This is a genomic window from Bradyrhizobium sp. P3_C3, from assembly GCF_056402655.1.
The window spans coordinates 1-23,604 of record NZ_JBFUGY010000042.1; the positions used below are offsets into that span (position 1 = coordinate 1).

A 23,604-nucleotide genomic window follows, 5' to 3' on the forward strand; every position below is an offset into this window, starting at 1 on the left:
GGCGCCGGACCTCAGGGTCGTCGTCTCGGGCGTCGAGATCGGTGCCGCATGGCGCCGCACCTCGAAGGACGACCGGGTCTATCACTCGGTCAAGCTCGACGATCCGTCGTTCACCGCCCCCATCTACGCCAACCTCTTCGAAGGCGAAGATGGCGAACATGCGCTGATCTGGTCGCGGTGACCGCAGCGCCCGCGGCGCCCCGCCACCCGGCGAGGCGCCGCGGCACCACCGCTGATATTATGTGGAGCAATGTCGCCGACAACTATCGACGCTGGCCTTAGTCTGCGGGTGGCTCGCTCCATCCGATCCGCGCGGCCCACTCGTTCGCACCCTCCATGATGATATCGAACACCGGGTCCTTGATCTCGTAATATGCATCCTGGTCGTTGGGCGTCCGATCGGCGAGCCGTTCCTTGATCAAGACATATGCACCGGCCGCAACGGGGTGAGAGCGCAGGTATTCGCGGCAGAGAAGTGCATAGCGCTGGTTAAAACGGCCAACTTCACGAACATGAAGATTAGCTGGTCGGCTCTGACTTCTATAGAAGCGCTTTTTCAGATCGTTCTCGCCCAGCTCTAAACCCGGTGGGCAGTGGTCGGACAAGCCGTCGATACGCTTAAATCCTGCCGCTTCGAAAGCCATGTCATCAAGGTTACCCAAGGACTCGACGGTAAGTTGGATGTCGATCACGTCTTTTGCGGCAAGCCCTGGAACGGCGGTTGAGCCGATGTGATGGAAGTACGATCCAAGACGTGCGGCCCGCATTAAGGCAATCTTTAACGCCTCGAAGTCGCTTCGCCAGCTTGGCTGCGCAGGCACTATCTCTATACGCGAAGGCATTACCCACATACGCCTAGAACCCGCGAATTGACAATGGACTGAGCGCGCGCGTTCTGTTTGTCAGCGGGACCAAGCATCGCGATTATGCGAAGCGCTATCACCACCAATAGGCCGGAAAACCAGCACTTTCGCTACCAGACTCCGCATAATCACGCGCTACGCATAATCCGCGCGGCCCACGTAGATTCGGTGGCTGGGAGCGTTGTCGTTGGAGCGGTTAGTCTCGGCGACGATACGGACGCCCTTGGCTTGCAGGCTCAGGGTGACAATCTCACCCTGGAAATCGTTGCCGACTTTCTTGAAAGAACCGATGTTAGCCATGTCACTTCTCCTGTTGTGTTTCGAGCCCGCGACCACCGCGGCCTCGATGGCGATCTAGAGGCCGAGGACGATTGGCGACGCACCCGCTTGCGGGCCGGAGCGCAGCGGAGGACGCCGTTGTTGCGACTTTCTTGCCTCGCGAGGAATGGGCGTAAGCCCAGGGGAAGAAAGTCGCATCAACGGCGTTGCGGCTCAGACGATCGAGGCGCAGCCGGTCTTCGGCCAGATCAAGCCATCAAAGAGGCCACGTGCGTCCGCGTGCTGAACCGCAATCTTAAGGAGAAGACTTGGCGAAGCTCGGTTGAACTGCACAAGAGGTCGATACGGTTCGGCGCAGAAAGAGAAACGTTCTGCCGCAAAGGGCGGTATCGTCCCGGAAGGAATTATTGAGCGAGGCGCGTCGCTCTACCGCAACTATGTGGACCAGACAGAGATTGGTCCGGCTTGCTTAAAGCGCTCCGAGGAGAAGTGCGGTTACCTCTCGCTCAAGCTCGACGACCCCTCGTTCAACGTAACGCGTCCTGCGGTCTTGCTCGACCGATGATGGCGACGAAGCTTCATCGCTCGTGCGTGGCGGCTGTAAGCACTGGTCGAGGCGTATTCTCCACCACCCCGGCAGACTCCGACGGGCGGGTTTTTGCGAAAACGGTCAAACGCGCCCATGCCGTGCCACCGATGCAAACTGCACCCAGGCAAGCGAAGGCCTCACGCCAAGCCAGCGAAGGCATCCCGATCAGCGACATTGCAAACACCATGTGATAGCCCGCGATTGCCGCGGGGACCGCGAATGCGGTCGCGATCGCGATGCGCAAGGTCCAGGATCGACTAGCGGCAACGGCAACCTGACCGATCGCGAGCGTCAGCGCGGCAGAGGCCATGCCGACGAGTAGTGCGCCGACTATCCCGGCACCACTCTGAAAGGCCATCATCCCGACGGTGAGCGCAATGAAGAACGGCAGGGCATACACAGCGAGCACAAAGATCGCCCAGCAGAACAAGCCAATGCCGAGTGTGTTGAGAGCAAGCCCAAGGGCGAGCATGGTGGTGGCTCCAATGCATAGATGTACTGGTCGCGCCTTCCACCACCACCGCGGCGCGGCTTCGGCGTAAAATCGAAACGAGGCGGAGTTGCGGCGTGCAACTCAACATTGCCTAGAGGCGAGCAGACGGCGCTCATGCGCCGCCGAACTTCCAGACGGGCATGCCGAGCCGCTTCGCCTTGTCGGCCAGGTTGTCCTGGATCCCCGTGCCCGGAAAGTGCATGACGCCGATCGGCAGGAGTTCGAGCATCGCGTCGTTGCGCTTGAATGGTGCTGCCTTGGCATGCTTGGTCCAGTCGGGCTTGAAGGCGATTTGTGGCACTTTGCGGTTGGTCGCCCATTTCGAGGCGATCAGTTCGGCGCCTTTCGGGGAGCCGCCATGGAGGAGGACCATGTCGGGGTGCTTGGCATGAACCTTGTCGAGACGGTCCCAGATGAGGTGGTGGTCATTGAAGTCGAGCCCACCGGTGAGTGCGATTTTCGGCCCTGGTGGCAACAAGACCTCCGTCTCGGAACGACGCTTGGCGGCGATGAAGTCGCGGGAGTCGATCATTGCCGCGGTGAGCGTGCGGTGATTGACCAACGATCCTGACCGCGGACGCCAGGACGCGCCGGTGTGGACCTCAAATCGGTCAATGGCCTGGTCGCGGAAGAGCTCCAGGCAATTGCGGCGCTCGATCAGCGAGATGCCTTCAGCCGTCAGGCGCTCGAGTTCGACCGATCGCACTTCCGAGCCATTCTGCTCGCGCTGGCTCTTGTGCTGAGCCTGCTCGTTGTCGTCGAGCTGGCGTTCGATGCGGTCGACGGCGCGATGGAACAGGTTGACTGTCGACCAGAGCAGATCGTCAAGGTCCGGCTCAAGCCGCGTGTCGTTCAGGGTCGCAACCAAGGCGTCAAAGATATCGATCACGGCGCCGACGATCATCTTGCCCTCGGGGAGCGGTCTCGGATCGGGTTGATCGTCGAAGGGACGGTAGCCGAAGAGCTGTAATTCGGTGAGGACGTGGTCGGTCGGAGATGTGGCGTGCGGCGGTTCGATGTCGTCATGGTCGGTCATGGGAAGAGGTCCTTTGCCGGATCGGCCGCGACCATCGCGGCCTTCGGGGCGATCCTCTGACGGCAGACGGAACGGACCAGAACCCGACAGGGCCGAAGCGGCAGCGGAGGATGGCGGAGGCCGGCTATTTTGCTTCGCGATGCAAAGCGCGCTGGCCAAACGTACGATGTTTCTTCACATCGCCGGCGCGCGGCGGAAAATAGCCGGACGCAGCCATTGCCGGCCCGGGCCGCTTGCCGTCCGATCGCCCTCTAGAAGGCCGAGGTCGCGCCCTCTTCCGCTATCGGCCTCGCCCATGAGCGACCTGTCGCCGTCGATCGAACAGTCGTGACCTACTCGGCGGGCACCGTCGACGAATGCAGGAAGCGGACGACATCCTCAGGTACGAGCTGACTCCGCAAGGCCGCACGGAGATCGTCAAGACCGAAGACGTGCAGATCTTCGTTGAAATCGCCCAACCGTGGCGACAGCGCGATCGCTTCAATGCCGGAGTCTGCTGCGCGCTGGGTCAGAACGGCGAGCACCGTATCACCGGCGGCATCGGCATCGCGAGCGATATAGAGCCGGCGAAGGCCCGACGGCAGCAACATGGCAGCGAGGTGATTAGCCGAAAGCGCAGCGGCCATCGGCATCGTCGGCAGCACGTAGCGCAGCGAGAGCATGGTCTCGATGCCCTCGCCGGCGGCGAGCACGTCGTCCACTACGCCGAAACGAACAGCATTGCAGAGAAGGTCGCCCATCGCGCGTCGCGGCGTATCGATCGGAGCCTTGCCCAGTCGAACGCGATCAAAGCCGTCCGGGTCGAGCCAGGTACGGTGTACGCCGGTGATCCTGCCATCGAGGTCAGTGACAGAAGCGATCATCGCCGGCCAGGTCTCCGTCGGCAGGTGCTCGTCCGGCCGATAGTAGCAGCGTGGGTGGAAACGTAAGCTGCCATCATGATGTACGCGGGCGATCCCGCGACGCTGCAGATATGTCTCAACCACGGTCCCGTGGATCGGGCTGGATATCGCAAAGAGCCGGCGGGCGGCCTCTTGGGATCCGGCTGGCACCGCTGGACGATCGGCTTTCGAGACCAATTCAGGCTCGATACGAGGCAACTTCAGAAAGCGCTCTGCCTCCTGGGCGGCTTCGCGGAAATCGCGAAAACCGAGGCTTTCGCGGATGACGTCCAGGAGATCGCCATGCTCGCCAGTCGCAGCGTCCGTCCATTTGCCCGCAGGGCCCTTCGGCGATTCCTGAAGCCGCACGAACAGTGAGCGGCCTGGCGTATTGTGGACGTCGCCGACCACCCAGTACCGCCCCGCCCGCTTGCCGTGGGAGAGATAATGTCGGCACACCGCCTCGGCCTCGCGCGCGAGGCGCCGTGCCAGTTCGCTGGCATCGCGGGGCATCAGGCGGCCTCCCGCTCACTGATGCGCGCGACCGGATAGCGGTCGAGCACCTTCGCCAGGATCTCGACACTGCTCACGTCCGCGGGCACGAACATGCGCAACTTCCAGGAGATGATCTCTCCGAAGAGGCCGTAAGCCCGCAGTCTATCGCGCATCTTGTCGTTGAAGCCCGAGAGTTCAATGCGATGTGCGCCCATCACCCGGACACGGCGAAGCCGGAGCCCCTCCACAAGCTCGAGGACAGTCCGACCCTCCATGAGCGCGGCGAAGGCAGCCTCGGGCGTCAACGCCGGCGCATCAGCCGCAAGGACGTTCGCGACCCAGGTCGCCGAGACCTTGCGGCCAATGATCCGCTCGCCCGCGTCCGTCTGCAGTCGATACACCCGGGTCGACTCATTCGGCAGCCGCTTCCAGATGGGCAGCAGCAAGCCGGCCACGACGTGGATCGTGCTTTCCGTGAACTCGGGGATCTCGGCAAGCTCCGCCAGCCAGACTGCGGCAAAACGCTTACTATCCGCCTCGGCCCAATGGCTTTCCGCCATGATCTTCAAGGGAACGCTATGCTGTTCCATGGGCCGGATCAGGCGGACGCGCTGCTCGATCTCACCGTCATCAAGCATGAAGCTCAGGGCTGAGACCTGCACCGCGGCTCGTCCCGAGCGCTCATTGATCAACAGGATTGCGCGAGGATCGGAAAGACGACCAAGGGCGTCATCCAGGCTCACAGGATGATTGCGCTGGCACTGGCTGATCGTGAGCAGCCGGGTCTCGGCGCTAGTGCCCGGATGGACGTAAATGGTCCGCCGGTCGGCGACGGCAAAGCTCTCGGCGCGGAGCGTTTCCAGTCCGGCGTCATAGGTGCCAGACGCGACCGCGCCCTCGATCCGAGCGGTCAATAGCTGCTCGAAGACGGTGAACAAGATATTCTGAAGCTCAATCGTGAGCGCGAGCAACCTGTTCAGGAAAGTCGTGATCGGCGGCAGGTCATCCCTGAGCCCATTGGCATCCGTGAGCTTCAGGCCGGTCGCATCCTCGAACCTATCGAGCGTGCAGCCCTCGACCTTGCCGCGCGCGAGTAGCGTATAGAGCTGACGCAACGCGTCGCGGCCATACTGACTCTCGAGATTGTCCTCGGGCCGGAACAGGCCCTGCCCTCCGGTCTGGCGCTGGCCGCGCGTGATGGCTCCCAAGGTGTCGAGCCGGCGGGCAATGGTGCTGAGGAAGCGCTTTTCGGCCTTCACGTCGGTCGCAATGGGACGAAACAGCGGCGGCTGCGCCTGGTTGGTCCGGTTGGTGCGGCCGAGCCCCTGGATCGCGGCGTCCGCCTTCCAGCCGGGCTCGAGCAAATAGTGGACCCGCAGGCGGCGATTCCGCGCCGACAGTTCGGCATGGTAGCTCCTCCCCGTGCCGCCCGCGTCGGAGAACACAAGGATGCGCTTGGCGTCATCCATGAAGGCCGAGGTCTCGGCGAGATTGGCCGAACCGGCCCGGTTTTCGACCACCAGACAGTCGCCCTTGCGAACGATGCGGCGCGAGCGGCCGGTCACTTCGGCGACCATATCGGTACCAAAGCGCTGGACGATCTGATCCAGCGCCCCAGGCACCGGCGGCAGCGAGGCCAGCTTCTCGATGAGGCGGTCGCGGCGGGCGACCGCCTCCCGGCTCTCGACCGGCTGCCCATCACGGTAGACAGGCCGGGAGCAGAGGTTACCCTCCGAGTCCGTGAAGGGCTCATAGAGCTGGACCGGAAAGGCATGGGCGAGATAGTCGAGCACATACTCGCGCGGGGTGATGTCGGCCTGGACGTCGCCCCAGTCCTCCGTTGGTATCTCGACCAGCCGGCGCTCCATCAGCGCTTCACCGGTCGAAACGATCTGGATGACGGCGGCATGGCCGGCGTCGAGATCGCACTCGATCGAGCGGACCAGCGACGGCGTCTTCATCGAAGTCAGGAGGTGGCCAAAAAAGCGCTGCTTGGCACTCTCGAAAGCGGATCGCGCCGCCGATTTAGCCTGGCCGTTCAGCGTGCCGATCTCGCCGGTGATGTTCGCGGCCCGCATTGCCGCATCGAGATTGTTATGGATGACGCTGAACGCGCCGGCGTAGGCGTCATAGATGCGTACTTGCTCTGGCGTGAGCTGGTGCTCGATGAGCTCGTACTCGACGCCCTCGTAAGATAGAGACCTCGCCGCGTAGAGACCGAGCGCCTTAAGGTCGCGCGCAAGTACCTCCATCGTCGCGACGCCGCCCTCCTCGATCGCCTCGACGAACTCGGCGCGGGTGGCAAACGGGAAATCGGTGCCGCCCCACAACCCTAGGCGCTGTGCATAAGCCAGATTGTGCACGGTCGTGGCACCGGTCGCCGAGACGTAGACAACGCGGGCATGCGCCAATGCGTGCTGGAGCCTAAGCCCCGCCCGCCCCTGCTGGGAGGCCGCCTGGTCGCCGCGCTCGCCCTTCTGGCCTGCCGCGTTCTGCATGGCGTGGCTCTCGTCGAAGACGATCACTCCGTCGAAGTCGGAGCCCAACCATTCAACGATCTGCCGCACGCGCGAAAGCTTCTCGTCCCGCTCGTCGGTGCGCAGCGTAGCGTAGGTGGTGAAAAGGACGCCTTCCGCGAGCCGGATCGGTGTGCCCTGCCGGAAACGTGACAGCGGCGTCACGAGCAACCGCTCCATTCCGAGCGCGGACCAGTCGCGCTGCGCATCCTCGATTAGCTTGTCGGACTTACTGATCCAGACCGCGCGACGGCGGCCCTTGAGCCAGTTGTCGAGCAGGATGCCGGCGACCTGCCGCCCCTTGCCCGCACCAGTGCCGTCGCCCAAAAACCAGCCCCGGCGAAAGCGGACAGCATTATCTGCATCGTCGCGTGCGGCCGCCACAACATCAAAGGTCGCATCGACCGTCCAGGTACCCGCAAGAAACTCGGAATGCGCCTCGCCCGCATAGATGACGCTCTCAAGCTGGGCGTCGGACAGGATGCCATCCGCCACGACATTGGCCGGCAGATGTGGCCGGTAAGATGGCTTCGGCGGAGCGACCGAGGCCATCGCGGCGGACTGCACGAGTTTGGTCGGATGCGCATGCACGTCCCGAATACGGATCGCCTGCAGCGCGTATTCCTCATAAAGCGCGTCGGTGAGCCCAGCGCCTTCCGGAGGCGTCCACGCGACCGTCTTGTAGGTGAGTTCGACGCCCTCTGGCGCGCCGTCTCCCGAAGTGGACGATGGGCGTGGTGCAAAGGCGCCTGCCGGCCGCGACGCAGCGGGGCGTCTGATGACGTCGACCACGACAGGATTGGCAATGCGCAGCCTCGGGGGCACACGCTGGCTCACCCAGTCGAGCAACGTGGCGACATCGCCCGCCATGCCCAGCGAGGCCTCAAAGACCTTCGGATCTGCGGCAGGCTGCTTGTCAATCACAAGCAGCCTTGTGTCGGTCTGCGTTCCGTGTTTCGCATAGATCGCGCCATCGATGGCGGCAGAAAACACCACCCGCCCGCGCTCCTGGAGGCGAACGAAGGCGTCGCGCCATACCGGATTGTCTGGCGCAAGACTTGCGGCGGTGATGGCGACCAGACGCCCACCGTCGCAAAGACGCGCCAAGGATGAGGCGATGTGCCGGAAAGCCGCTTCCGCCATCCGTCGATCGACGTTCGCCAATGCCGAGAACGGCGGGTTCATCAGGACGACGCTCGGCATGACACCCGCATCGAGATGATCATCGATCTGGGCAGCGTCGAACCGCGTCACCTCAACGTTGAGGAACAGTTGATCGAGCAAGGCCGCGCGACCCACGGCCAGTTCGTTCAACACCAAGGCGCCGCCAGCAAGCTCGGCAAAGACGGCGAGCAAGCCGGTTCCCGCGGAGGGCTCCAAAACCCGGTCGGACGGCGTGACGCCGGCCGCGGTGCATGCGGTGAGCCCAAGCGGGATCGGCGTCGAGAATTGTTGAAGGGCTTGGCTGTCCTCGGAGCGCCGCGTGTGGGTCGGCAGACAGCGCGCGATTCTCGCGAGCATCGGCAGCATCGCGGCCGTCGAGCCGGCCTTGACACGGATAGCCGGGCCAAACTTGCGAAGGAACAGAACGGTTGCCGCCTCGCAGACATCATAGGCGGTCTTCCAGTTCCAGACGCCAGTGGCGTCGGAAGCGCCGAAGGCAACTTCCATGGCGTTACGCAGGACAGCGGCATCGATGCGACGGCCGCGCTCGAGATCAATCACGAGCTGTCGCGCGGCCTTGACGGCGGCGGAGGTGAGAGTTGCAGCGGCGCGCATCGAGAGCGGCGCGGCGGCAGCGCCGCCGGCGAGAGATTCGGTCATGACAGGGTTCTTTCGGAGAGCAGGAATGGGTCGAACCGCCCGTCGCTCTCCTTAAGACCACGGCGATTCAAACCCTTCCCGGTCCGGCTCTCCCTCTCAGCCCTCGCCCATAAGAATGGGGACCGGCGCGACACACCGGTCCCCAAGCAATTGCCGGACGGCCGGAGCCGTCCCTTCTACGATGTCACTCAGCCGCGTCGAGTTGTTGCGGATCATCGTCGTTCGCGTTGTCCCGATCCTCGTCCTCGCCGAGGAATTCGGGCAGCGGGCCCGCTTCACTTTCCTGCTCCTCTGACACCGCATTGGGATCGACGAGACGGAGCGGCTCCGGCAACCAGCCCGAACCATCGAGAAGACGCTCGGCCTCCCTGGCCATGTCGGCTTTCTTCAGGTGGTCGATCAATTGCACGGACGACTCGCCCTTGGCTTCCCGCACCGCCTCCAGAATGCGCGGCTTGGTGACCCGGCCGAGATAGTTGTCGACGGAAGGCCTCCAGCCCGCTCGAACCATGTCGAGCTCGACAGCGCGCGCCAGCACATCGGCCTGGTCGAGTCGGGTGCGGACGCCTTGGGCGGAGACGCGGCCCTGATTGTAGCGGTTGGCCGGCTCATAGACGGCGTTGACCGCAAATGACGCGCAGTGAGCAAACAGGGATGCCTGTGCGTCGCCATCGAGGGCTGAAAGAGCATCCCAGAGATCGTTCTCGCCCTTCGGCAAACGTGCCTTCCAGGACTCATGCCGCGCCTCAACGGCCTTCGCTGAGGCACTTTCCCTCAGGCCGGGAGCTTGAGCCGGAAAGGCCGGCGTGCGAAGTCCGATCTCGAGGCAGCTCCCGGACGATGCGAACCGGTAAAAGGCCGTCAGTACGAAGTTGTGCAGCACCGCTTGAAACGTGATCGCAGGATTTTTTGCCAGCGCATCCCGCAACGTCAGTGTGCGATGCGCTGTCAGCTCGGTGATCAGCCGATCAGGCAGAGGTTTTGTCCCGTCTTCGTCATCTTCTTCCGCGTCGGCGGCGCCGCCGGCCACCGCGATGGACGTGCGCTGGACGGAAGTCCCAGCCGCGTTCCCCTCGATCGACTGTGTATCGCCGCCCTGCCCGACATCAGGATCGTCTGCCGACACGTCGTCTTCCGGACGGACGTAACCCCGATCTACCGAAAGGCGGCCTTCGGAATCGATGCTGACGAAGACGCCGGCGCGGACGATATCGGCCGGATCGTAAATCATCGGCCGCTCTTCGAACGCCACCAGAGCCGCCTCGATTTCCCCCAGACGCTGATCGACCTCATCGGGCAGCTCGTCGGCATCCTGATAATCGGATTCAAGCTTGGCTTGCTCGGCGTTGAGTGCGTCGATGGTGGTCTGCTCCTCTGGGGAGAGATCGACAGGTTTGCCCTCCAGCTCACGCAGGCCATCCGTGTGGCCGTAGGGGAATTCGACGGCGAGCGAAATCCACTTCCAGCCCTCGGCTGCAATCGTCTCGGCTTCGGCTTTGAGCTTTTCTGTAACGAGACGATCGAGCAAAGCAACGTCCTGTAGCCAGCCGCCATCATCGTGCTCGAACAGATCCCGCAAAACGCCACCACCAGCCTGCTCGTAAGCATCCAGTCCAATGAACTGAACGCGGCGATCGGACGCGCGCACGGTATTTTCCGTGAGCATTCGCCGGATCTGATAGGGTTCATCATAGCCGGATCGGCTGACGTTCTCCCAGACCTGCTCCTGCCTGGCGTGGTCGGCTGTCACAGAGAAGGCCATGAGTTGCTCGAGAGTCATGCCGTCTTCGGCATAGACGTCGTGTAGCTTTGGCGACACGGACGCCAGCCGGAGTCGTTGCTTCACGACGGCCGGTGTCACGAAGTGCCGGGCAGCGATATCCTCGTCGGATAAACCGGCGCCACTCAATGTCTGGAATGCTCGGAACTGATCGAGCGGATGAAGCCCTACCCGCTCGTCATTCTCTGCAAGCGAGTCGTCTTCAGCGATGCCCCCCTCGCGCACGACACAAGGAACCGCCTGCGTCTTCGCCATGCGCTTCTGCTTTACGAGAAGTTCCAGCGCGCGATAGCGCCGGCCGCCTGCCGGGACCTCGAACATGCCGGTCTCATTGCCTTCGGCGTCCACAACCGCCCGCACGTTGAGACTTTGCAGGAGCGTACGCTGCGCGATGCTTTCGGCGAGTTGCTCGATGGAAATGCCCGCCTTCACATGCCGGACGTTGGACTGGCTGAGGATCAGTTTGTTGAACGGAATGTCTCGCGAGGGGGACAGCGTGATCTTTTGGACAGCCTTCGTCATATCGATTCTCCACGACGGGCAGCCGAGAGCCTCTCTCTCGGCCTCCAACCCGTCATGGAAACGCCCCTGCCCTCTCACTCTCGTGCCCGCGGCCACCGAGCAGAACCTCAGGCCGCCTGCTGGTCCTCCGGCATATCGACAGCGGGTTCTGGGAGAAAGCCAAGGAGATAGTCCGCGACCTTGCTCGCCTGGGAAGCGGCCCGGATAATTGCACGATTGTCCTCGCGCAGCACGTCAAGCCACGAGGCGATATAGTCGGCGTGCCGCACCGTGGGCACGATACCGAGCGAAGCACAACCGAACGCAGACGAGATCTCCGCAACCAGCTCCTCAAACGCGTACTTCTTGGTACCAAAGCTGCCCGACAAGTCGCGATTGAGACGTGATGGATGGCCGCTGGCATGCGCCAACTCGTGGAGGGCCGTGCGATGCCAATTGATCGGTTCGAAATAGGCTTGCGGTGGCGGCACCTGCACATAATCTTCTGTGGGCGCATAGAAGGCCCGGTTACCACCGATGCGGAAGTCGATGCCGGTCGCCTTGATCAGGTATTCGACCCGTGGCTCGATCAGGCCTGGCGGCGGAGGCGGCGCCGTTGTTGCGATCTCTGGAGGCAGGCCGTCGCATTGATCGCTGTTGAAGACCGTGAAGCGCTTGAGGAACGGAACGGCCTGCGCTTCCTCGCCGTTCTCGTGTGCGCGGCGCTGTTCGTCGACTGGGACAAACCGGTCGGCATAGACGACGGTCGTGCCGCGCTCGCCCTTGCGGACGTGACCGCCGAGCGATAGCGCTTGGCGGAAGGTAAGCCAGCTCTGACCGGTGAATGCGCGCTCAGTGGCGGCCCCCCAGAGGATCAGAATGTTGATGCCGCTATATTGACGGCCGGTCGCTGCGCTCTTCGGCAGTGCCAAAGGCGCCTTCGCCGCCGTGCCCCAAGGCTGCACCCACGGCACTCGGCCAGCCTCCAGCTCGGCGATGATCTTGTTGGTGATGTCGTCATAAAGGCTTGTCCGGTCCTCACCGGTGCGCGCCCGATAATATTGTCTGGACATCGCGGATCTCCGCGACGGGCGCCGCGAGCCTCTCTCGCAGCCTGTCACCCGTCACGGCAAAACCGCGCGACACTCTTACTCTCAGCCTCTAAGTGAGAATGCGAAATCGGCGACGCGGCCCGCCTTCCGTCCAATTTTTCATGGCACTTGGCATTAAGGTGCCCAGGGCCGAAGGCCCGACCAGGCGTGCGCCCAGGGCGCATCGCCTCAACGGGAAATGGCACCCGGAGAGCGTGAGCATAGCGACCCGAAGGGGCACGCGGGTCCGAGTGCAGCGACGAGACCGGTTAACAGCGGCACCCGGGAACGGGGCAGTGATAGCGATCGCCGAAGGCGAGCCCCTTTCACGAGTGCCCCCGGCGAGGAGCTCCGAAAGTCCTTGCGCGAGGGATCGAAGCCGGATGGCGTGCGCCGTTGTGGCGTGAAGAAGAAGGGAGTGTTCGAAAGAATAGAGCCTACTGGTTTGGCTCTTATCTGCCCGACTTACCGGTGTCGGAAACGACTGAGACCTCGAAAGAGGAACGGGACCAGAGCATGTCGGGAAACGTCTCGAAATCGGGCGCCGCAGCCCGGTGGAGAGCACAAGGTAAGGTGTGCATGGTTAAAGCTGTATTGCCTGAATCCCAGTTTCCAGTTGCCAAAGGGCTGGCGGTAGCGAACGCGGCTGACACGCTACGCCACGCGGGGCAAATCGCACCGGCCAGTGCGATCCGCCACCAGTCTGCGTGGGACGACCTCCGTCGGAGGGTCAAGGAAGCGAATGGGACACCTAAACACACCGTAACTCCCTACACACGCAACTACGGGATCGCCTGCAGCAGGTTCGTTCGCGAACCTGTATGGCGACGGAGCCGTCGTAGTACCCAAATGCCCGGCGTAACGGCCGGGACAGCCGCCGCGAGGCGGACGATCACGCGTATAAGGCCGGGTGACCGGTTCGAAAGCGCCTCCGATCGGGGGAAGGACGATGCCGCTAACAACGGCATATGCAGTATGCGTAGAAGAGATTCTTCACGGAGAGGTTCTGCTGATGCAGGCCGTTACCATCCAGAGGAGAATTGAATCACTTCCGACCTTGTCGCGGTCGGGCAAGCGGATCAATGGCCTTCACCGCCTGATGAGATCTCCATTTCTCTTCGAGCGGGCCTACGAAAAGGTCTCCCAAAATAAGGGAGCCTTGACGCCCGGTGTTGACGGCAAGACCTTCGACGGCATGTCGCTGGCGAAGCTCGCCGACCTCGCTTGTCGCGTGGCAGAGGGCACATATCGCTTCCGACCTGTCCGCCGGGTTTACATCCCGAAGGGCAACGGCAAGACACGACCGCTGGGAATTCCCACGGTGGAGGACCGACTCGTTCAGGAGGCGGTCAGGACCATCCTCCAGGCAATCTATGAACCTGTGTTCCTGGATGAGTCGCATGGGTTCCGCCCCAGGCGGTCCTGTCACACCGCGCTAAATCTCATCAAGAAGACTTGGACGGGTTGCAAGTGGCTGATCGAAGTGGACGTGCGTGGGTTCTTTGACAACATCGACCATGACGTCCTGCTCAGGCTTCTCAAGAAGCGGATCGATGATGACAGATTCATCGGTCTGATCGAAGGAATGCTGAAAGCGGGCTACATGGAAGATTGGGTCTATGGACGCACATACAGCGGTACACCACAGGGCGGAGTCGTATCGCCCTTGCTCGCCAACATCTATCTGCATGAGCTGGATCAGCACATGCAGGCGTTGAGGGCGGGATTCGATAGAGGCCGCGACCGACGCGCATTCCCGCCCTATGCGGCGTTGCAAAGGCGCGTCCTTGGCCTCCGCCGGAAGATTGAGCGGCTGCGCGCCAACGGCGCGGAACTGGCCGAGATCAATGCCGCAATGGCAGAGATCAAAGCCATTAATAAGGAGAGACGGAAACTACCTTCCGTCGATCCCATGGACCCCAACTTCAAAAGGCTCCGCTACTGTCGATACGCCGACGACTTCCTGATCGGCATCATCGGCAGCAAGGAGGAGGCTCGTGAGACCATGGCCTCTGTCGAGCGATTCTTGACAGAGACGCTGAAGCTCGCGATCTCGCCCGAGAAGAGTGGGATTCAGGCCGCCTCAAAGGGAGTGACCTTCCTCGGCTACCGCATTGTGGCGTACACGTCCTACGGGGGTGGACGAAAGTCCAACCGCAAGGGACCGGCAGCACGGACATGGCGCGTTACGCGTCGGCCGACTACCGGCAATATCAGTCTGCGTGTGCCACGCAAGCGGATAACCGAGTTCTGCAAACGGCATGGCTATGGCGACCTCGCCAGGAAGACCGGCCGCGCTCGTGAGCAGTTCTTGGTCACCAGCGACACTGCGACCGTGCTCGCCTATAACTCAGAGTTCCGTGGTTTTGCCAACTACTACTCGTTTGCCGATGACAACAAACGTGCCTTGGGAGTGCTGGAGCTCGTTGTGTTCCGCAGCCTCATCAAGACGCTGCCGTTGCGCCATCGAACGACGAGGGCACAGATCATGGCCCGTCTGTGGAAAGGGTCGGATTACGAGGTGTCCTCCGTAGTCCGAGGCAAGCTTCGCACGATCAAACTGTGGAGACTGAAGCACCTCACGCGAACCTTTTGAATAAGTCAAGGAATTGACGATCTCACAAGAGGCGCGTGGTGGGTCACAAACTCGAATGACCTAATCGATCGCCTGCATGCTCGCCGATGCGAAGCATGTGGCGGTACGACAGGACCATTCGAGATGCATCACCTCCGCCGCGTGCGAGACCTGCAGAGTGGGTCGCTGATAGTCTGGAAACGGTCCGGTTGGCGGCGCAAGACGATCGTCCTGTGCCCGTCGTGCCGGGTGGCCGTCTCCAATCGAGAGCATACGCATATGGAAAGCCGTGTGCATCGCAAAGGTGCCCGCACGGTTTGGGGGGAGGCGTAGGGACATCCTCCGCGGAGGTGTCCCACGCCTACCCTACCGAGACGCAAGGCGGCTCGGTTCATATGTGGACGGCCCCCGACTTGCAAGGATTGGCTCGGGCAGCATGTTCGGATCGCTTGCGCTCATATGTCCGGCCTACGATTGGGTCTGCGACCACTGGCCAAGATGGGCTTCGCGGACAGTGAGTTCCAAACACGAGAGCGGCATTTGCTACCGGTAAACCGAGCGGAAACTCTCCCTGTTCGGCTTGCGCCGATCACACCACCTCTTCCTATCCTGCAAGTTCCGGCCTCAGCGTCAGTCCTGCGGGGCTGACACCAAACTTTGCATTTCGTTTATGCCTATGTCGGTGTCGCCATTGGAACAGCGTTGCCAATGGATCGATAACGTTCCCCGCTGATCATCAATTTCCAAGCGATCCGCGCCATCTTATTGGCCAATGCTATCGCGACGAGTTTTGGCGGCTTCCGCGCGATTAAAGCTTTTAGCCATGGCCACATCCGACTGCCGCCCCGGCGTAGGTCGCCGATGACCGCGGTGGCGCCTGCGACTAAGACGCTTCGCAACATCTCATCACCGGCGCGCGTGATAACGCCGAGCCGGTTCTTGCCTGCCGTCGAGTGGTCTTTCGGCGTCAAGCCAAGCCACGCCGCAAAGTTTCTCGCCGACTTGAAGCCGCGCGCATCCACGACCTTGATTGACAGCAGCGTCGCGCCGATCGGACCAACCACTGGAATAGTCGCCAGTCGTCGGCTCATCTCGTTACCCCGATAGAGTTGCATGAGCTTCTTGTCGAGCGTGGCGATCTGATCATCAACGCGTGCCAATTCTGTCGCCAACGCCTCCATCAACTCCATTGCCAAGTCGGGGACTGTCGCGTCGGCCCGAATATCGATCAGCAATTGCTGAAGCCGCGAGAGCCCCTTGGGCGCGGTAAAGCCGAACTCTGCGGCGTAGCCGCGGATCGAATTGGCGAGCTGGGTGCGCCTGCCGATGAACTGGGTGCGCACACGGGTCAACATCTGTGCGCCCTGCTGCTCGGGACTTTTGATCGGCACAAAGTTCTTGCGCAGTTTCGGCCGACTCGCCGCCTCGCAAATCGCCTCGGCATCCGCAGCGTCGGATTTCCCGCGCTGCACGTACGGTTTGACATATTGCGGCGGGATCATCGCTACCTCATGCCCCAGCGATCGCAGCTCCCGCGCCCAATAGTGCGATGCTCCGCAAGCCTCCATCGCGACTAACGCAGGCGGCAAACGGCCGAAGAACGCCAGAACCTGGCCCCGTCTCAACTTACGTTGCAAGACCGGCCGCTCCATCCGTCAACGCCATGCAACTGAAATACGCTCTTTGACGTGTCCAAACCAATGCGAACAATCGTTTCCACGGGCGGCTCCTTCGTTTGAGGTCATCGACGACCCCATCCTGCCACGCAGACCGGCGGAAGGGGGCCGTCCACCCCAACACGAGAGCCCGATGCGGCGAAAGCCACACGCGCGCAAGCGGGAGCATCCACCAGCCGAAGGATCTAGATTTCCTCGCGCGCATTCGTCTGCGCGTCAAAGATCCTCACTGGCCCTGCGTGGATTAGGCCGGTCTTGTGTAGCGCGCATCCGCATTCCGACACCTGAAACTGGTCCGAGACCTTCGATGCAAGTCCGGCACCGAATCTGTCGGATCGCCCGTTGATGATGCACTTAGAGCAGTTGACTGCCTGCTAGCGGTCCCCCGACGAGTGCGAACGGAGCACCTGAATAGTTTCCCGTTTAGATTTCGCCGATCGAAATTGGTCTCCTCGAAAATTGCACGCTAAGACCGGCTTTTCGCGCGCAAACTTGGCCTATCACCGCCAAGCCCCGCTGCGCAGTAGAGACAAAGACTCTTTCACCATAAAATTCTCTTCTGACCCACGTTGTCGCTCTCTACAGCCCACAAGCCGGCGGCAATCTAGACCTTTCAGACCGGCGTCGTTCTTCTGCAAATTCAGCTCTTGTTGCACCTAAGCGGCCACGCATCAGTGAGATCAGACCGCCCCTCTTCACCACGCGCAGCGCTGCCTGCTCGCTACCCACCCGCCGGAACTTGGCCCGCGATGATGAGAGCGGACATGGCAGCCGCCTACCTAGATTTTGAAAACACAGCCGAGCTGATTCGCGCAATTCGTCTAGGAGAAGCACCGCCTTCGGTCAGCTGTCGCGGAAAAGGACGGTTGCGGCAGCCGGTTTGGTCGAAAGCGAGCCTGGACCACTTTGCAGCACCCATTGGAACAAGAGATGCCAAGGAACCGGAAGACCTCTTATGCCTAGTATGATATCGCTTGATACCGCACCAAGACTTCCTCGATATTGTCGACGAAAGCTTTTGGCGAGCAATCAGGTGGCTTATTATTTTGCGCCGCCAACCTGGGCTCGTCGACAAGGCTGCGATCTAGGACCTGAAGCTTTAGGAACCGATTACGCGGCTGCCCTCGAGCGAGTGGAGAACGTTCTCTTGCCCGCCTTCGATAGTTGGCGCTCGCAAGGCCTCAGTGAATTAGTGCTGGCCTCTCCCGAACTCGGCACCTTCGATTGGCTAGTCGGCGTCTTCCAAGCTCACCAGAAGTGGAACGAAATCGACAGCAACACTCAGCGTCAGTACAGGAAAAGCCTTGCCCTCTTCGCCAACCATGAGTTGAAAGATGGAAATCGCGTTGGCTCGAAGCAACTCTTTGATTTCACGAAGGCCTTCGTCGACGCAGTTTATGGAAAGCTGCTAGTAGTAACGAAAGTCGGTAGCAACGGAGAGGTAACCGTCCGCGAGCGTCGTCGTTATGCAAATGTGGCCATGGCGAGCTGCCGGCGCGCTTGGTTTGTCGGTCACCGCGCTCAAGAAAAATTGGTACCGGCGAGCAATCCATTTTCACGGATGGGACTAAAATCAAGTGCACCCGGACGGCCAATACGGCCCACGCCGACAGCAACGTGGGATGAACTTGTCGCTTTCAGAGCCGCCGCGACAAAGCTTGACTACCGCTCGATCGGAACTGCTGCTTTGTTGGCATGGGAGTGGTTACAGCGGGAGCAGCACGTGTTCGGCGCCTTCGACATTTCGCACTATCGCCCAAGCGAGCGGCCAAATAGCGTCAGGATCGTGCATCCAAAGAATGGAGAGGAAGCCTGGTGGCCGCTGCTAGACGAAACGGGCGCCCCTCTCTTTCCCGAACTTATGGAAGAGCTCGACGAGATTAAAAAGACCTCCCTCTCGGGCCTGGTATTCCGACGCGACCATGCGCATCGACGGTCAGAAACCCCGCTTCCATGGATTACCCCACGCAAAGACCTGCGCTATCTGCGCAGCGTAGTAAAGAAGATAATCGCGGAGGCTGGCCTTCGTCAGGAACTTTCCTTTACTTCCTTCCGGCACGGAGGATTCACCGAAGGCGCCGACAGCGATCTCACGGATGCAGAGTTGCGCGCCGCTGGCCGTCATAGATCGAGCCGCCAACTGCCAACCTACGCCAAGCGCACCGGAAAGCAATTGATCAGAGCCACCAAGAAACGTCGCGAGGAGCGGGCAAGATCGCTCTTTGTTCGACTAAACGCCAATCATCCCTTGGAATGAAGGTGTATCGGGCGACCGCGGCATCTAACGAATATAAATGAAATGATCGCCTATTTTCCCGTCCAGACCGGCTTCCTCTTCTCGCCGAAGGCCTTCAGGCCTTCCTTCGCGTCCTCGGTCATTGCGAGCAGCGCGATCTGGCTCTCGGTGTAGGCGATGCTCTCGTCGAACGACATCGAGGCGATCGCGCGCATGGCGTATTTGCCGCGGCGGATCGCGGTCGGGGATTTGTCGACGATGCGGCTGATCAGCCAGTCGACCCTGGCATCGAGTTCGCCGGTGGGCACCACGTAGTTGAGCAGGCCCGCAGCTTGCGCCGCTTTCGCGTCGAACGGCTCGCCGGTGAGCGCCCATTCGTTAACGAGGCGCGGCGGCGCGATGCTCTGCAACAGGCTCAGCACCTGCATCGGGAATACGCCGACCTTCACCTCCGGCAGGCCGAAGATGACGTGATCGGCCGCAATCGCCATGTCGGTCATGCACAACAGGCCCATGCCGCCGGCCATGCAGACGCCGCCGACCCGCGCAATTGCCGGCTTCGTCGCATTCTGCGACAACCGCAGCAGATCGGCATAGTCGACATTCGGCTTGGAATGATCCATCGCGAACGCCGCGCCGGAATTCTGCAAGTCGGCACCGGCGCAGAACGCCTTGTCGCCTGCCCCCGTCAGCACGATGACGCGGACGTCCTTATCGTCATGCGCGTCGCGATAGCCTTTGGTGATGCCGGCGATGACCTCGCCGTTCAACGCGTTGCGTTTCTCCGGCCGGTTGATGGTGATCCAGAACGCCTGCCCACGCTTTTCGGTGATGATTGCTGTGGTGTCGGTCATGGTACGCTCGCTTCCTTGCTCCCGTTCGCAGCCATTTGCGGCAGCTCGGGCGGCAGGCGCAAGGGCAATCTGTAACGAGGCCTTGCTTTAGCGCCTCGACACAAATTGGCGGGCGAGCGAAGCGTGCGCTCGGGCCGAGACCGTTTTCCTGATCCAGACCTTGTTGTCGTGGAATGCAGCTCCCCCGATCGGCGCGATCGTATCGGCTCCAGTCAGCACGTTGATGCCGCGGCCGCCGATATGATTCTTGTTCGGGTGAACGGATTCCGCGATCAGCACGCCGCGCCGCACGCCGTCGAACAGCGTTGCGAGCAGCGTGGTTTCGCCGCGGGTGTTGCCGAGCGTCACGGCGTCGCCGTCGGCGATGTCGAGCGCGGCCGCATCCAGCGGATGGATCATCACGCTMGCTCTGCCTTCGCGCGCCTGCGAGGACGGCGTCTCGTTGAAGGTGGTGTTGAGGAAGCTGCGCGAGGGACTGGTCGCGAGCCGGAACGGATGGGCTTGATCGGTATGCTCGATCACCGCCCAATGGTCCGGCAGCGACGGCATCTTGTCGAAATCGCCCATCGTCTGGCCGAACGGCGGATGCGCCCAATCCGCCCTAAAATGGAATTTCTTGTCCGCATGGGCAAAGCCGTCGAGATAATGCGAGGTCCGGAAGTCCGGTTGCAGGTCGCGCCAGATGTCGGCTTCGAGACCAGCGATGTCGCCGTGGTTGCTGAGCTTCAGCGTGGCGTCGATCAATTCGCGCGGCGTCATCTCGAAGCCCGGATGCTTCGCGCCAAGCCGCGGCGCCAGCGCCTGCATGACCTGATGGTTGGAGCGGCATTCGCCGGGCGGGTCGATCAGCTTCGGCCCGACTGAGATGTGCTGGTGGCCGCCGCCGTAATAGAGGTCGTCATGCTCCATGAACATGGTCGCCGGCAGCACGATGTCGGCCATCTCGGCCGTCTCGGTCATGAACTGCTCGTGCACCGCCACGAACAGATCCTCGCGCGCAAACCCCTGACGCACCAGCGCCTGCTCCGGTGCCACCGTCATGGGATTGGTGTTCTGGATCAGCATCGCCTTGATCGGCCCCTTGCCGAGCAAGGCTTCGGCGTCGCCGGTGAGGATGCGGCCGACCTGCGACTGGTCGAGCGCCCGCGTGGTCTTATCGATCGCGTCGTGGCCCTCGATGAGGGATTCATTGAAGTGCCACAGCGCGTAATTATTGAAGAAGGCGCCACCGCCTTCATACTGCCAGGCGCCGGTCACCGCGGGAACGCAGAGCGCCGCATGCATTTGCGTGGCGCCGTTGCGCGAGCGGGTGAAGCCGTAGCCGAGCCGGAAGAAGGTCCGCTTGGTCTCCCCGACCAGTTTCGCAAAGGCCTCGATCTCCGATACCGGCACGCCGCAGATCGTGGACGCCCACTCCGGCGTGCGCGTCTTCAGATGCGCCTCGAGCTCATCGGGGCAATCCGTGTACTTGTCCATGTAGGCGCGGTCGGCGTAGCCATCGCGGAACAGGACATGCATCACGCCGCACGCGAAGGCGCCATCGGTGCCGGGCCGCAGGATGATCTTGATGTCAGCCTGCTTCATGGTCTCGTTGTCGTAGATGTCGACGGCGGCAATCTTGGCGCCGCGCTCCTTGCGAGCACGGGCAGCATGCGTCATCACGTTGACCTGCGTGTTGACCGGGTTGGTGCCCCAGATCACGACGAGATCGGAGAGCGCCATCTCGCGCGGATCGACGCCGGCAATCTTGCCGGTGCCGATCGCGAACCCGATGCGCCCGACATTGGCGCAGATGGTCTGATAGAAGCGCGAATATTTCTTCACGTGCGTGAGGCGATTGAGGCCGTCGCGCATCACCAGCCCCATCGTGCCGGCGTAGTAATAAGGCCAGATCGATTCCGCGCCGTACTCGCACTCGGCCTGGTTGAAGCGATCCGCGATCTCGTCCAGCGCCTCGTCCCACGAGATCCGCGCGAACTGCCCGGAGCCCTTCGGCCCGGTGCGGCGCATCGGATACATCAGCCGCTCGGGGTGATGGATGCGCTCGGCGTAACGGGCGACCTTGGCGCAGACGACGCCAGCCGTGTAGGTCTGCTTTTTCGAACCTCGGACGCGGCCAATGCTGCGGCCTTCGACCACCTCGATATCGAGCGCGCAGGCCGAGGGGCAGTCATGCGGACAGGTCGAATGGCGGATTTCGATCTTGGCGTGCTGGTTCATGTCCAAATTCGTAACACCAAATGACCTGCCAGCCGAGGGCATTTATCCGGCAATGCCCATGCGATTTGCTCAAATCGCGCGCGCCCGCGGTTCCTGCCGCGCCTGCGAAATGCTGCGGGATCACACCGAAAACCGCCCGATATTCCCTGTTCGACCAGCTTTGTGAGGCGTCGACAGTCCACGTTCCCTGCCGCTACAGTGCCAGCCAACAAGAACGACATCAGGGAGGTGGGCATAATGGCCCGACGTTTTATGCTGGCGCTGGCCGTAAGCCTGTTCGCCGCACTCTCGGCATCCCCCTCATTGGCACAGGATTACCCGACCCACGCCGTCCGGATCGTGGTGCCCTTTGGCGCCGGCGGGCCCGCGGATGTCGCGGCCCGGCTGATCGGCAACGTGCTCCAGGAGAGCTTTGGCCAGCCCTTCGTGGTCGAGAACCGCACCGGCGCGGGCGGCGTCATCGGCACGGTCGAAGCGGCGAAGTCGCCGGCCGACGGCTACACGCTGCTGATGATGTCCAACACCCAGACCGCGAATGAATCCCTATTGACGCCGGACAAGCGCAAATACGAGTTGATGCGCGACCTCGCGCCGATCGCGCCGGTGAACTACTCCGACCTCGTCATCGTGGTGAACCCGCAGGTTCCGGCGAAGACGCTGCAGGAGTTCATCGCGCTCGCCAAATCGCAGCCGGGCAAGCTGAACTACGCCTCCTCCGGCCAGGGCACACCCTATCACATGGCCGGCGAGCTGTTCAAAGCGATGGCCGGCATCGATGTGGTCCACGTGCCCTACCGCAACAGCGGCGAGGCGCGCAGCGGCGTGATCGGTGGACAGGTGCAGATGATGATCGACGCCGTGCCGGCGATGGCGCCGAATATCGGCGAGAACCAGGTCCGCGCGCTTGCGACCACCGGCAGGGAGCGCTCGGCCGTGCTGCCGAACGTGCCGACCGCGGGCGAAGCCGGCGTCGAAGGCTATGAGGCGACGATCTGGCTTGGCCTGATGGCCCCGGCCGGCACGCCGAAGCCAGTCATCGACAAGCTCAATGCCGCCGTGAACGCAATGTTGAAGCGACCCGACATCGTAAAGCTCTGGACCGAGCAGGGTGCCGTACCCATGTCCATGACGCCGGAGGAATTCGAAAAATTCCTTCGCGGCGATATCGAGAAATGGGCCGATGTCGTCAAGAAGTTCGACAAGTCCTGAGGCCGTAGAGCGATCATGCCGACCATTCAATTTCAGCTCAACGGCGCGGCGATAGCCGTGGATGCCGATCCCGACCAGACGCTGCTCGATGTGCTGCGCGGCCGGCTCGGCGTCACCGGTCCGCATTTCGGCTGCGGGGCCGGTGAGTGCGGGGCCTGTCACGTCATGGTCGGCGACCGCGCGATGGCCTCCTGCGACATGCCGATGTGGTCGGTGGCGGACAAGGACGTCGTCACGGTGGAGGGCCTCGGCACGGCCGAGCAGCCGCATCCGCTGCAACGCGCCTTCGTCTCCGAGCAGGCGATGCAATGCGGTTACTGCGTATCGGGAATCCTCATCAGCGCGGCAGCGCTGCTGAAGCGCAATCCCTCGCCGACGGAGACCGAGGTCAGAGCCGCGCTCGATCGCAATCTGTGCCGCTGCGGATCGCACAATCGCATGGTCCGCGCCGTGCTGCGCGCGGCAGCGGAGACGGCGACGTCATGA

16 protein-coding genes and 2 pseudogenes are annotated in these 23,604 nt (G+C 62.2%); 7 read left to right on the forward strand and 11 right to left on the reverse strand.

Annotated features, from left to right (window positions below; translation table 11 throughout):
* Positions 1 to 181 (forward strand): DUF736 domain-containing protein (locus tag AC1DW2_RS34465; RefSeq protein ID WP_477008218.1); only part of this gene is annotated, 181 nt, incomplete at its 5' end.
* A gap of 97 nt (positions 182 to 278) precedes the next feature.
* On the opposite strand, the gene AC1DW2_RS34470 is transcribed toward AC1DW2_RS34465, so the two are convergent.
* Positions 279 to 851, reverse strand: coding sequence for a GrpB family protein (locus AC1DW2_RS34470; protein ID WP_477008219.1), 573 nt, complete (start codon positions 849 to 851; stop codon positions 279 to 281).
* Positions 852 to 1,007: 156 nt separating this feature from the next.
* Positions 1,008 to 1,163 (reverse strand): annotated as a pseudogene (locus AC1DW2_RS34475) (DUF736 family protein); the annotation flags it as partial.
* A 418-nt stretch (positions 1,164 to 1,581) separates the two neighbouring features.
* Here AC1DW2_RS34475 and AC1DW2_RS34480 point away from each other — a divergent pair.
* The gene (locus AC1DW2_RS34480) at positions 1,582 to 1,707 is read left to right on the forward strand and encodes a DUF736 family protein (RefSeq protein ID WP_477008237.1); all 126 of its coding nucleotides are present in this window, start codon (positions 1,582 to 1,584) and stop codon (positions 1,705 to 1,707) included.
* Between the two features lie 13 nt (positions 1,708 to 1,720).
* On the opposite strand, the gene AC1DW2_RS34485 is transcribed toward AC1DW2_RS34480, so the two are convergent.
* The 6 genes from AC1DW2_RS34485 to AC1DW2_RS34510 form a co-directional block, all read right to left on the reverse strand.
* On the reverse strand, positions 1,721 to 2,203 hold the full coding sequence (locus AC1DW2_RS34485) for a hypothetical protein (protein WP_477008220.1): 483 nt from the start codon (positions 2,201 to 2,203) through the stop codon (positions 1,721 to 1,723).
* Positions 2,204 to 2,336: 133 nt separating this feature from the next.
* The gene (locus AC1DW2_RS34490; RefSeq protein WP_477008221.1) at positions 2,337 to 3,260 is read right to left on the reverse strand and encodes a DUF2493 domain-containing protein; all 924 of its coding nucleotides are present in this window, start codon (positions 3,258 to 3,260) and stop codon (positions 2,337 to 2,339) included.
* Positions 3,261 to 3,592: 332 nt separating this feature from the next.
* On the reverse strand, positions 3,593 to 4,654 hold the full coding sequence (locus AC1DW2_RS34495; protein ID WP_477008222.1) for a DUF7146 domain-containing protein: 1,062 nt from the start codon (positions 4,652 to 4,654) through the stop codon (positions 3,593 to 3,595).
* A complete protein-coding gene (locus AC1DW2_RS34500) occupies positions 4,654 to 8,976 on the reverse strand; it encodes a strawberry notch-like NTP hydrolase domain-containing protein (protein WP_477008223.1) in 4,323 nt (1,440 codons plus the stop codon). The genes AC1DW2_RS34495 and AC1DW2_RS34500 overlap by 1 nt, the downstream gene beginning before the upstream one ends.
* A gap of 184 nt (positions 8,977 to 9,160) precedes the next feature.
* Positions 9,161 to 11,278: a ParB/RepB/Spo0J family partition protein gene (locus AC1DW2_RS34505; RefSeq protein WP_477008224.1), complete on the reverse strand. Its 2,118-nt coding sequence runs from the start codon at positions 11,276 to 11,278 to the stop codon at positions 9,161 to 9,163.
* A 107-nt stretch (positions 11,279 to 11,385) separates the two neighbouring features.
* Positions 11,386 to 12,330 (reverse strand): ArdC family protein, encoded by a 945-nt coding sequence (locus tag AC1DW2_RS34510; protein ID WP_477008238.1) that lies wholly within the window; start codon positions 12,328 to 12,330, stop codon positions 11,386 to 11,388.
* 1,030 nt (positions 12,331 to 13,360) lie between these two features.
* Between AC1DW2_RS34510 and ltrA the strand changes: the two genes are divergently transcribed.
* Together ltrA and AC1DW2_RS34520 are read left to right on the forward strand one after the other, a co-directional pair.
* On the forward strand, positions 13,361 to 14,944 hold the full coding sequence (gene ltrA, locus AC1DW2_RS34515) for a group II intron reverse transcriptase/maturase (RefSeq protein WP_477008225.1): 1,584 nt from the start codon (positions 13,361 to 13,363) through the stop codon (positions 14,942 to 14,944).
* A 72-nt stretch (positions 14,945 to 15,016) separates the two neighbouring features.
* Positions 15,017 to 15,256 (forward strand): HNH endonuclease, encoded by a 240-nt coding sequence (locus tag AC1DW2_RS34520; protein WP_477008239.1) that lies wholly within the window; start codon positions 15,017 to 15,019, stop codon positions 15,254 to 15,256.
* A 341-nt stretch (positions 15,257 to 15,597) separates the two neighbouring features.
* Here AC1DW2_RS34520 and AC1DW2_RS34525 read toward each other — a convergent pair.
* A pseudogene (locus AC1DW2_RS34525) lies at positions 15,598 to 16,643 on the reverse strand (IS110 family RNA-guided transposase).
* Positions 16,644 to 17,746: 1,103 nt separating this feature from the next.
* Between AC1DW2_RS34525 and AC1DW2_RS34530 the strand changes: the two are divergent.
* Entirely contained in the window at positions 17,747 to 18,856 is a 1,110-nt protein-coding gene (locus AC1DW2_RS34530) for a hypothetical protein (protein ID WP_477008226.1), read from the forward strand.
* A 50-nt stretch (positions 18,857 to 18,906) separates the two neighbouring features.
* Here the strand turns inward: AC1DW2_RS34530 and AC1DW2_RS34535 are convergent, their stop codons facing one another.
* On the reverse strand, positions 18,907 to 19,689 hold the full coding sequence (locus AC1DW2_RS34535; protein WP_477008227.1) for an enoyl-CoA hydratase/isomerase family protein: 783 nt from the start codon (positions 19,687 to 19,689) through the stop codon (positions 18,907 to 18,909).
* 87 nt (positions 19,690 to 19,776) lie between these two features.
* Positions 19,777 to 21,909, reverse strand: coding sequence for a molybdopterin oxidoreductase family protein (locus AC1DW2_RS34540; protein WP_477008228.1), 2,133 nt, complete (start codon positions 21,907 to 21,909; stop codon positions 19,777 to 19,779).
* Positions 21,910 to 22,146: 237 nt separating this feature from the next.
* Here AC1DW2_RS34540 and AC1DW2_RS34545 point away from each other — a divergent pair, with 237 nt between their 5' ends.
* Both AC1DW2_RS34545 and AC1DW2_RS34550 read left to right on the forward strand, forming a co-directional pair.
* The gene (locus AC1DW2_RS34545) at positions 22,147 to 23,118 is read left to right on the forward strand and encodes a Bug family tripartite tricarboxylate transporter substrate binding protein (RefSeq protein WP_477008229.1); all 972 of its coding nucleotides are present in this window, start codon (positions 22,147 to 22,149) and stop codon (positions 23,116 to 23,118) included.
* 15 nt (positions 23,119 to 23,133) lie between these two features.
* Entirely contained in the window at positions 23,134 to 23,604 is a 471-nt protein-coding gene (locus AC1DW2_RS34550) for a (2Fe-2S)-binding protein (protein WP_063982107.1), read from the forward strand.